Annotated in this window: 6 protein-coding genes; all 6 read right to left on the bottom strand. The window is 45.0% G+C overall.

Going from position 1 to position 12198, the window contains the following annotated elements; translation table 11 throughout:
* Positions 1 to 120: 120 nt before the first annotated feature.
* The 6 genes from AC503W_RS01220 to AC503W_RS01195 all read right to left on the bottom strand — a co-directional run bounded on the left by AC503W_RS01220 (position 121) and on the right by AC503W_RS01195 (position 12196).
* Positions 121 to 1467 carry an MFS transporter gene (locus AC503W_RS01220; RefSeq protein WP_494915722.1) on the bottom strand — a complete coding sequence of 449 codons (1347 nt, stop codon included), beginning with the start codon at positions 1465 to 1467 and terminating at the stop codon, positions 121 to 123.
* A gap of 106 nt (positions 1468 to 1573) precedes the next feature.
* On the bottom strand, positions 1574 to 2287 hold the full coding sequence (locus AC503W_RS01215) for a 4'-phosphopantetheinyl transferase family protein (protein ID WP_494915721.1): 714 nt from the start codon (positions 2285 to 2287) through the stop codon (positions 1574 to 1576).
* A 99-nt stretch (positions 2288 to 2386) separates the two neighbouring features.
* Positions 2387 to 3838, bottom strand: a complete 1452-nt coding sequence (locus tag AC503W_RS01210; protein WP_494915719.1) for an MDR family MFS transporter — start codon at positions 3836 to 3838, stop codon at positions 2387 to 2389.
* Positions 3839 to 3840: 2 nt separating this feature from the next.
* Positions 3841 to 4062, bottom strand: a complete 222-nt coding sequence (locus AC503W_RS01205; RefSeq protein ID WP_402875615.1) for an MbtH family protein — start codon at positions 4060 to 4062, stop codon at positions 3841 to 3843.
* The gene (locus tag AC503W_RS01200; protein ID WP_494915717.1) at positions 4059 to 11252 is read right to left on the bottom strand and encodes an amino acid adenylation domain-containing protein; all 7194 of its coding nucleotides are present in this window, start codon (positions 11250 to 11252) and stop codon (positions 4059 to 4061) included. Before AC503W_RS01200 ends, AC503W_RS01205 begins: the two co-directional genes overlap by 4 nt.
* A 35-nt stretch (positions 11253 to 11287) precedes the next feature.
* A complete protein-coding gene (locus AC503W_RS01195) occupies positions 11288 to 12196 on the bottom strand; it encodes an isochorismatase family protein (RefSeq protein WP_494915715.1) in 909 nt (302 codons plus the stop codon).
* Between the last annotated feature and the right edge of the window lie 2 nt (positions 12197 to 12198).

Genomic DNA, 12198 nt, shown 5'->3' with positions numbered 1-12198 from the left:
CTTACACGATTGAGAGCAATACTTAGCATCTGCATTATAGCTTTTGAATGTCTTGTCACATACTTGGCAAGTATACTCAGCCAAAATCCCATCCCTCCTTTGACGCGATCAATAAAGTATTCAAATAATCTTTTGATATCGTTTGGGAGAAGAGAGTTCAAGATTCATGGTGCTATTATATTTATTTTGGACAAGACTAATGGAGATCGCAGCAATAAAAGCGGGAATCGAAAAGCTGAGGAAGTTTATATAAATAGGCAACTCCCACTCGATTAACAGCCCACCGATTGTTGGTCCCACTATAGCCCCAAACCTACCTATACCTAATGCCCACCCCAGTGCTGTCGACTTTATCTGTGTCGGATAGAACATGGAGATATAAGCATTGTTTAAATTTTGCGATCCAATTGTCGCAGCCCCTGCTATTGCCACCAAAACATATAGAAAGAATGACCCTGGTTTAAAACCAAGGAGGAGCAAGCAAACCGCGCCTATACTGAAGTAACTGATCAACACTCGTTTTGAGCCAATTCGATCTGCTAGCCAACCCCCGCATACCGAACCGACGATCGCTCCAATGTTCAAGCAACAAAGAAACAGCAGGCTGGAATTCAACGGATAGCCCGCTTTAATCATCAGTTGAGGCAACCACGTACCCAATCCATATACCATTAGCAATCCCATAAAGCATGCGATCCAAAACATGATGGTGGATCTTCCACGGCGATTCTCGAAGAGCTTTACCACTGGAACACCGGAAGTTGATAAATTCATGATAAATCGATCTGCATCATGGGGAACATAAGAGGGATTTAAACGAGCCACTATTCCCTTCGCTTTTTCATAGTCTCCCTTTTCCACATAATAATAAAGGGATTCAGGTAAAGATTTAATTAAAAAGGGAATGGCCAATAAGGGAATGGCCCCTATGAAAAACATCCATTCCCATCCCAACTCCGGAATGACCTTCATTCCGAAAAGAGAGACTAATATACCGCCAATCGAATATCCGCTGAACATGATACCCACCATCATATTCTTAATCGGCTTGGGAGAATATTCAGAGGTGAGCACCACCAATAACGGCGGAATGCCGCCCAAACCAAGCCCTGCAAGAAAACGGTATATCGCAAAATCTACCGGTCCCTTTGCTAAACCTGTCAATAAAGTAAACGAGCCAAAAATAGCAACACAAGCTATGATTACTTTCTTTCTCCCTACTTTATCCGCTACGATCCCGCAAATAAGTGAGCCTATTAAACCACCTACCAACGTCAAACTCCCTATCAATCCCAAGATGCCCGGTGCGGTCCGCCATTCTTGACTTAAGGTTGGAATGACGGCTCCATAAACGACTAGATCATATCCATCGAAAAGGATGAGAAAAATACACCATAGTAAAACAGTTAAATGAAAAGAGTTAAACTTACTCCCTTCTATAACCTGGGCAACATTAATTTGTTTCACATTTCATTCCTCCATCAGTAATAGGGTCTATACCAGACTTAGGCCAAAGGCCATTGTTTTTATCTCTTCCCTATCTAAACACCGTTTTCCAACGCCCTGTACATATTCAGGAAGGAACATTCAAACTCTCGCATACATCCTGAAACGTGACACATGTCGGTTCATTTCTAAATTGATCTGCATTGGCATGATGGGCGCAAACAGATAAACAGTAGTGATTGTCTATTGTGTACTGTCTGCATATGTAATCCCTAATCTGTCTTTCTGTTTCCATATCTGTGATTTGGATGGATCCATTGCTACACTTTTTCATAGAAAACCCCTGTAATGGCATGGATAAGCCTTCACCAACCGCTTTCACATAACTCTCTTTCAAGGTCCAGATGTCATAAAAGGCACCAAGGCCGACTTCTCTATCATTCAAAACGTATTGATACTCTTCTTTAGTAAAAAGCTCTTTGGCGAGGGGTAAATCAAATGGTCCTATGTATTCTATATCCACACCCACTGCGTCATCATGAACCACACACACTACATATTCACCAGAGTGGGAGATATTATAGTGGAAGGAAGGAAAGTCACATAAAAACGGCTTGCCATATTCATTCGTTTGAATTCTCAGTTCCCTATCCATCGAGCCGTATCGTTCTTTTAATGCGAAACGCACCAACAAATCCCCAATCAGGGAACGATATGCATCATCAGTCTTCACAAACCTTTTCAATCGGCTCTGCCTTTCTTTTGAAACATGAACAAGCAAATTGTCTATATCCGCATTTTCCCTGCTCGTAGGCAATTTACAACTATATAGTTCAATCACATCTAGCCCCCCCTTTTATACTCTTCAAACAAATAAATAGGGGCCGCTGATTAGAATCACAGCAACCCTCTATTTCAAGCATCTCCATCTGGAATTTTGTCACTTACTCATTCTGACTGGTTCTGTCTTAGGAATTTCAGTCGATTTCTGACTTGGCAAGATGCTCTTAAAGTCTTCTTTCTTCAGACTTAACGAGATAGTAAGACCTATAACAAGAAAGACTGATGTGCCAAGGAGAGCATATTGATAGGATGCCAAGTTACTCTGTTCTATTCCGTTCCTTGCCACCTCGCTTGTCCCCAAGGCTCCCAACACACTCGCTAGTACGGCTACCCCAACAGCTGAGCCGAATCGATTCTGGACATTGAATAATGTAGTTGCCCTTCCCATCGATGCTGAAGTAATATTCGTGAAAATGGAAGACTGTACAGCAATCACTGCATGTCCCAAGCAGATGCCGACACTAAATAATAAGAGTCGTAAAGACCAAGGATTCGCTGTCGGACCAACAATACTGATGATGGCAAAGATTAAGGCCGTCCCAAGTAGCCCAAGGCAGATCACCTGCTGGCCATTCAATTTCTTGAAAGTCCAAGGAATCATCCTGGATGCTACCATAAGCCCCAATGCCTCAGGAAAAGTGGCCAATCCACTATCCAGGGCAGAGGCGTTCATGGCATTCTGATACATTAACGGGAATATAAAGAGCATTCCCATTAATGCTGCTTGCGATAATAGAGAAATAAGGCCAAGAGAACGGAACAATTTGTCCGATAATAAGCTTAAATCCAGCATGGGTTCCTTGACCCGTAATTCTCGCCATACAAACAAACAGACAAGTATGAAGCCAATCAGTCCCGTATACATAATGACTGGATAACTCCATCCCTTTGAAGGACCGGTACTCAGTGCATACATGACCATCGACAAACCGGCAGCTGATAACAGAAACCCTGTCAGGTCAAGCCTGCCGGCCGATGGCTCTTTATGTTCCTTCAAGAACAGCAAACCGATAAGGAAAGCGATGATTCCAAAAGGAATGTTGATATAAAAAGCCCAGCTCCAAGATAGCTGTTCCGCAAAGAAACCACCGACAACCGGACCAATGGCTGGTGCAAAGGCAATGGGCAAGACAAGGGTCCTTGACACTTTCATTCGTTCTTTCTGAGAAAATGTCCTAAATAAGATTGCCATTCCTACTGGAGTAAGGAGTCCACCGCCTGCACCCTGCAAGGCCCGAAATAAGGTCAAGGTCTCTAGGTTTGTCGCAAATCCGCATAGAAGGGAAGCGAGTGTGAAAACCCCAAGTGCCAATAGGAAAATTTTCTTGGTACCATATCGATCCCCAAGCCACCCCGATATAGGGAGAAAGACCGCGAGGCTTACTAAGTAGCCTATATTAATACCGCTTGTGGCTGAGGGGATGACATTGAATTCCTGGCCGATGACGGGAAGAATGACATTGACGATCGTGCCGTCCATCGAAACCATGAACATGGCAATCACATAAACCATGCAAACGACTAATTTAGGATTCTCGTGTATGCGCACGTTCACTTTACGCCATCAAGGCTCGATACGAGCTTTAGGCTCTTAGGCTGAAGATCCGTCCAGTTGGCATTAATATAGTCCAAGCAATTCTTTTTGCTTTCTTCTCCATAAATGGTGGACCAACCTTCTGGTATGTCCAAAAAGGCAGGCCAGAGGGAATGCTGACCTTCTTCATTTATCAATACTTTATACGTACCATTCTCGTTCTCAAAAGGGTTAGTCATTCTTCATCTCCACCTTCATTAATTAATGCGTAATTTTTTTTCATATTTGAAAGCTTGTTTGCAATCACCTGTCCGATTTCCGCAAGTGGCTCAGGTTGACACATATCCTTATGACGGCACTCAATATCATGTTGTTCAATCAATCCATTTATATATGGTTTCCATGTATCCGTTGAAAGGCTAGGGAACCATTCTGGTATGAGTGTTGATTTAAAGAACAAAACATTACCATTGAACACTCCTGGTTCATATTCACCCATGATACGAACAGAATTCACATAGGTTTCCTTCAGGTTAAGGATTGTCTTTTCTTCCAAACTAGCTAATGCACTTCCATCTTGGTGCAGAATCTCTATGGCACCAGCATCATCCAATGGCTTGTCTCCTAAACTATCAGGATCATACCCACCCAAGGCAAGCAGGGCGATCAATGCTTCCTCATCACCAGGAGCATTAGTAGTCGGCAAAAATTGACTTGGAAATGCATCCAGAATGGCCACAAGTTGGACTTCTTCCCCTTCGTTTTGCAGTTGGGTAGCCATGGCATGCACGACATTTCCACCCAGTGACCAACCCAATAAACGATAAGGGCCTTTTGGCTGGATTTTGCGGAGATGTTCGATATAATCTGCTGCCATCTCTACCAGTGTTTCCGGATAGCGCTCACGCTCAGAAATCCCCCGAGCTTGCAGTCCATATATTGGGTAATCTGGACCAAGAGCCGTCATTAGCCCGGCGTAGCACCAGCTCAATCCTCCCGCTGGGTGTATACAGAACAGTGGAAGTTCCTCGCCACTTTTGCGTAGTGGCAACAAGACATCCAAAGCACTCTGACTCGAACTCATTTCAAGCCTTTCTGCTAGGCCAGCTACTGTCGGCTCTTCAAATAAGTTTCCGATGCTCAATTCAACGCCAAGCGCTTCACGTATCTTACTCATCAGCTGGACGGCAAGCAGGGAATGCCCTCCCAGATCAAAGAATCCATCATCGATTCCAACGTGTGGAACATCAAGAATTTCCATGAACAGTTTACATAAGATTTCTTCCTGTGGGGTCCTTGGTCCACGCCCTGAAACGGCTGCACCGAAATCGGGTACTGGCAACGCCTTTCGATCCAACTTTCCATTTGCCGTCAAAGGCAAATCGGCCATTTGGACAAATGCAGATGGAATCATGTAATCTGGAAGGCTTGCTGCCACAAACCGACGTAACTCGGCTGGATTGAAAACAGCATTTGCCGCTGGCACAGCATAAGCCACCAATCTCTTATCACCTGGGTGATCTTCACGAACGATGACGGCAACTTGCTCCAGATAAGGACACTGGACAAGTAATGATTCAATTTCTCCCAGCTCGATACGGAAACCGCGAATCTTGATTTGGTGATCGGCCCGTCCCATATAGTCCAATGAGCCATCAGCACGCCATCTGGCTAAATCTCCGGTCCGATACATCCTGGTTCCTGATGGACCGAATGGATTAGCAACAAAACGCTCTGCCGTCAAACCATGGCGCCCAAGATACCCGCGGGCCAAACCTGAACCAGAGACATACATCTCCCCAGTTACTCCTGCAGGTATCGGTTGTAGGCTCGCATCCAAAATATACACCCCAAGATCCGGTATGGCACAGCCTATGAGACTGTTCGCCTTCACGGCGGTGACTTCCCTGTTAAGCTCCAGATAACTTACATGAACGGTCGTTTCCGTAATTCCATACATATTAATCAATCGTGGCGCAGTTTCTGGATGACGGCTATACCAATCCTCCAAGCGGCTTAGTTCAAGTGCCTCCCCACCATAAATCACATACCGTAACGTTAGATTCTGTCCAAGTTCCGGCTTGTTACGATCCGCCTGCATTAATTGATAAAAGGCAGATGGGGTCTGGTTAAGAACCGTGACTCCTTCATCCACAAGGAGCTGTAAAAACTCTTCTGGTGACCGGCTGATTGAATGAGATACAACTATAAGCTTCCCGCCATGAAGAAGCGCCCCCCATATTTCCCATACCGAAAAATCGAAAGCATAAGAGTGGAACATCGTCCAAACATCATCCGAATTGAACTGGTACCAGTCTTCTGTCGACCCAAAGAGCCGGACTACATTTTGATGGGGGACGACTACCCCTTTTGGTACACCCGTTGAACCTGAAGTATAAATAATATAAGCTGCGTTTAATGGTGATAAAGGCTGTTTCCGTTCACGATCTAGTGGGTTATCTGTTGAATATCGTGACATTTCCACTAACGTTCTAGGATCGTCCAATACAATTTGTTGGATATCATGCAGATTTGGAAGGCTAGTTACCACACTGGAACTTGTAAGGACGTAGCTAGGCTTCGCATCCTGAAGCATGAAAGACAATCTGTCGATAGGATATTCAGGATCTAGAGGCAAATAAGCCGCCCCCGCCTTCAGTACAGCAAGTATGCCAACCACCATATCCAATGATCTTGGTGTGGCCAATGCTACAAATTGCTCCGATGCAACCCCTTTAGCCATTAGCAGACGGGCAAGCTGGTTTGCCCTATGATTTAGCTCTTCATATGTTAGGGATTCATCTTCATATACAGCAGCGATTTTATCTGGATACCTGTTCACTTGTTCTTCAAACAAAGCTGGTAAACAGGAATCAGGGATTTCTTCACCATGCTGATTCCAATCAACAAGAATTTCTTGACGTTCTTTTGGCTCCAATATTTCCAATCGTCCGATTGCCTGGTCCGGGTCCATTACAGCCCCCTCTAATACTCGTACGAATCGATTAAGCATCCTTTCGATGGTTTCAGGTTTATATAGATCTGCACTATATTCAAGAAACCCGCTCATTCCATCCGGTTTTCCTGTGTCATCATGCATTTCCCGAATCTCAATCGTCATATCGAATTTGGAAGTCCCCACACTATATAGCTCTAGGTTGGAATGAATGCTCGGAAGCTCTAGCTTTGGCTCAGGCGTATTCTGCAGGGCAAGCATGATTTGGAATAATGGATGCCTAGATCGTGAACGTGGTGGATTCAGTTCTTCTACCAAGCGTTCAAAAGGCATGTCTTGATGTTCATACGCCTGTAAATCAACGTTCCTTACCCTTTCAAGAAGTTCACGGAAAGTTGGGTCTCCAGAAGTATCCGTACGGAGCACCAGGGTATTAATAAATAATCCGACTATTTCGCTCAAAGCATCGTCGCTTCGCCCTGCAATCGGACTTCCAATCGGAATGTCCGTACCCGCTCCAAGGCGAGTAAGCAAGGTCGCAAGTCCCGCCTGCAATACCATGAATAAGCTGACTCCGTTTTCACGAGCCACATCCACTAATCTACGATGCAGGACAGGAGAAATCATAAACTTCAATGTATCCCCCTTATAGCTTGGTTCGATAGGCCGAGGGAAATCCATAGGCAACTCCAACTGATCGGGAAGATTCGCCAGTGTCTCCTTCCAATAATCAAGCTGTTCTTTCACTAAGCTAGCTTCATCGTTCTCTTTTCCCAACAATTCTTCCTGCCAAAGCGCATAATCCGCATAATGGACAGGAAGAGGAGTCAAGTTAGGTATCTCTCCAAGAATTCTGGCTTTATAAGCCGCAGACAAATCTCGCGTAAGAGGGGTAAGGGACCATCCATCGGCTACAATGTGATGTAAAAGTAAAACTAACACATGCTGATCCGGTTCCACTGAGAAAAGCTGAGCATAAATGGATGGCTCCACAGCGAGATTAAAGCTATAACGCGTAGCGACTGCAATCGCATCCAGGTCCGCCGCTTTTACTCTAGTTATTAACAATTCAACCCGGGCCTCAGAAGGGTCAATGATGCTTTGATGGGCATTCCCCTCCGTTACTGGAAAAATCGTCCGTAACGTATCATGATGAGCAACCAGGTCATTGATTGCTGCCTCGAGAGCATTCGTATCAAGGTTTCCTGATAATTCTATGACCAACGGAATATTATAGGTTGGACTAGGGCCTTCAAGACTGTGTAGGAACCACAATCTCCTCTGTGCAAAGGAAAGGGGTATCTTTTTGGGCTTACTCGTTTTTTTCACGGGCAATCGGGCACTTTTTCCATTGGAGAGCTGTTTTGCAAGACCCGCCACGGTCGGTGACTCAAAAATCTTGCCTATGCCGAGTTCCACTCCGAATGTATTGCGTATTCGTGCCATCAGAGTTGATGCTAGGAGTGAATGCCCACCTAAATTAAAGAAGCTATCATCAATTCCTACTCTAGATAGACCTAGAACTTCAGCAAACAACTCGCTCAGAATTTCCTCTTGCGGTGTTCTTGGTGCTCGGTCTGAAATCAGCGAGTAGAGATCGGGCACTGGCAATTCTTTACGATTAAGCTTCCCATTTGGAGTTAGCGGCAACTCTTGCATCTCAACGATTGCCGATGGAATCATATAATCCGGAAGACTACTGCCAATAAATGCGCGAAGTTCCCCTGGATCCACTGTCGAATCCAGCGAAGGAACAATATAAGCCACAATTCGTTTATCACCAGGAATCTCCTCGCGAACAATCACGGCCGCTTGTAAAACCTCAGGATGTTGGACAAGCTTTGCCTCGATTTCTCCAAGCTCGATCCGGAAACCACGTATTTTAATTTGATGGTCAGCGCGACTAATATAATCCAGTGAACCATCCACTCTCCAACGAACCAAATCACCTGTACGGTACATCCGGCTGCCCTTAGGACCATTCGGGTTGGCGACAAAACGCTCTGCTGTTAAATCCGGGCGACCTAGATACCCCCGGGCTAGCCCTTTCCCTGCAATATACAATTCGCCAACGATTCCGGGAGGGACTGGTTGTAAACCTGCATCGAGTACAAACACCCGTGTATTCCAAAGGGGTGATCCTATGGATGGCATGCCTGTCTGACTGGAATCCAGCTTTTTAGATGTCGACCATATCGTCGTTTCAGTTGGACCATATAAGTTGGTTACTTCACACCCTAAATCCTTTAATGCTGTGGCTAGACTAATGGAAAGAGCCTCCCCACCAACAAGGACCTTAAGCCCCTTGATTACATCTGGATAATTGGAAACCATGGCATGCCAAAGCGTCGGTGTCGCCTGCATGATGGTAATATCATGTTCGGTAATGATGTCTGCCAACGCCTTGGGTTCTTGTATCTTCTCCTTGGCTGCAACGACGCAGCTGGCTCCATTAAGAAGTGGCAAGTACATTTCTAAACCGGATATGTCAAATGCGATGGTGGTGACCGCCAGAAGCCTATCTTCTTGATTCAAGGAAAATTGGCTTTGCATGGAAGAAAGGAAATTAATCAAGCCTTCCGATTGAATGACGACACCTTTCGGATTCCCTGTGGAACCGGATGTATAGATCATATAAGCTGGGTTAAGAGGTGATATGGCTCCATTCCTCTTTGACTCATCCACATTTCCATCGGAATATTTTCCTGATGAAAGAGCATGCTCTGCCTCATCCAATAAGATGAGTTCCGTTTCGCCACCACTTGGTAATTTTGAAGCAATTTCCCGGTTTGTTATTAGACAAATAGGCTTCGCGTCGTTCAATATGTATTCAATGCGGTCAATGGGATAATCGGGATCGATTGGTAAATATGCAGCCCCTGTCTTTAATACGCCCAACATGACCACGACCATGTTCGCAGAGCGTGGTAAAGCAATCGCCACGAATTTTTCCGGACATAGATTTTTTTTCAATAAAAGATGGGCAAATTGATTGGCACGCTTATTCAATTCCTCATAATTAAGGACCGTCTTTTCATCTACCAGGGCTGTTAGGTATGGGCTTTTAGCTACTTGTTTTTCAAACAGGCTTGGCAAGTTGGCAGGCGGAATCTCCTCGGCGGTTTGATTCCACTGATGCATGACCCTCTCACGTTCTTCTGGTAAAAGCACTTCAAGTTCCCCGATCATCTGGACCTCTTCTGCAGTGGCCACCTTCTCGAGCAACCTTAAGAATCGGGTATGGTGAATGCCTAGCTCTTCCAAATCGTACACTTCCGGGTTAGCATCCAAATCGATTCTTAATCCATTTCCATCAGACTTGTCATATATGTTTATCGATATGTCATCGACCGGGCCTGTAGCCAGCTTATGTGTAATGGCTTGATTACCCGCAAAGTCCAATCCATAATCAAAAGGCATGACATTGATTTGCGGACCGAATAATCTTTGATTATCTCCAAGAAGCTTAAGGTCACGGCGAAGTTCTTCATGTCTATAGTTTTGATGGCGGCGGATATGACGCACTTCGCTTGATACTTGCTTCACTACTTCCTTCAACGCCATATCCGGTCGAACGGTTATACGCAGTGGAAGTAAGTTCATCACCATACTCGGAATATTGATTGAAGCAGAGCCTAAACGCCCCATCATCGGCAGGGAGAGGATGACGTCTTCCGTTCCCGTCAGACGATGAATATATACAGCAGTGACAGCCATGGCCACTTCATGCCACGTCCCCGAATATTTATGAGCATTTTTTTTAAAGGATTGTGTGGCAACAGTCGATAAATAACCCGTTTGGCTAAGAAAACCGTTAGATGTCCTAGGAGCCCGTTCAGCAAGGCTCATGACTTCCGGTTGATCAGCAAAGCGCTCCAGCCAAAACTGACGATCGGCTTCGAATTTCTCGGACGCCCTGTATCTAGCATCTTCCTCCAATAGCTTAACGAAAGGACTAAAGGCTGCCTCTTCACATGGTCGACCTTGGACAAGTGCCGTATACAGCTTCGCGACCCGCTGCGATATTAGTGAAAATCCAAAGGCGTCCATTACTATATGATGAATCCGCTGATACCAGAAATACCGTTCTGGTCCAACCTTAAACAATGCTTGAGAGTAAAGGCTGTCCGTTTTTAAGTTAATGGGGTGAAGCAGGTCTTCTCTCATCCATTGCAAGGCCTTCTCTTCAGGATTATCTTGATCGCTTACATCCAAGAACTGAAAGGGTAGTTCAGTGGAGTCCACCAGGACTTGATAAGGTCCGCTTTGGTCCTCCCCAAATTGAATATGTAAACTTTCTGCCTCCCTTACTGCCTGCATGAGCGCTGCTTCAAACTTACTTACTTCCATTTTCCCTTTAATCTCTATGTATTCACCCGTATTGTAAATCGGGTTATCCGGCTCTAGTTGCTGCGCAAACCATATGCCGGACTGTGCGCCGGACAATGCCATGCGAGTTTTTTGGTTCTCCATATTACTCACCTCATTTACCTCCTTTTCACATCGGATCAAGCTAAAACTTTCTGGGAAGATAGCAGGTTCCACCAATCAGCAATTGTCGGTTTCTCAGCCATTTGCATGAAATTGATTTCCGCCCCTTTTCCTCTCAACATTTCCACAAGGCTCATCATGCGAATGGAGTCCATTCCTCTATCGATTAAATCCTCATGATCTTCAAGACCTTCTGAAGGGTCTTCGCCAAGAAGGTCGAAAATCATCATCCTTAATTCCTCTATTGTCCAATCGGCTCCTTCCTGACTAGCAGGTGATGATTGTTCACTAACTTGTAATTGATCAAGCAACTGAAGCGTTGAAGTTGTAAACGCACATCGCTCTGCGGCATATTTCAGGGCCATTTTATGTTCTTCCAACGAAAAATCAGCGACCGCATCGGCCACCAGGAATGGTTGTATATCTTGCATAAACGCTTCGCTTGCCGTTAAAAGGCATCCAATATGGGCATATACTCCACAAATAATAAGTTGATCACGTCCCTGTTCTTCCATTAATTCAAGAAGATTGGTTCGTTTGAATGCACTGTATCTCCACTTAGTCAGCATGATGTCGTCATCAGACGGAGCAACGTCGCCCACGATTCTTGTCTGGTTCGGGTCATCATCGAGCCCCGTTCCCCAAAAATCTGTCAGGAGCGCACGGTCCTTAGGATTTTGATCTCCCGGTTGCGCCGTATAAACTACCGGTATGCCTAATTCCACACAACGATCCTTGATGGTTGTTATGTTCTTCAATAGTTCCGGTATGGGTGAATCATTTTTTTCGAAAAAATCGATAAAATATTGTTGCATATCATGAATGAGAAGAACCGAACGCTTCGGTTCCACCTTCCATGCCACCTTATTTTTTGGTAAATCAGATTCAACTGGCATTGCATATGGTGTGATAGCGGGAATAGCCATCA

This window comes from Peribacillus suis (genome assembly GCF_059384845.1).
The sequence above is the reverse complement of the archived record's forward strand: the minus strand, read 5'-3'. Positions and strand labels throughout refer to the sequence as shown.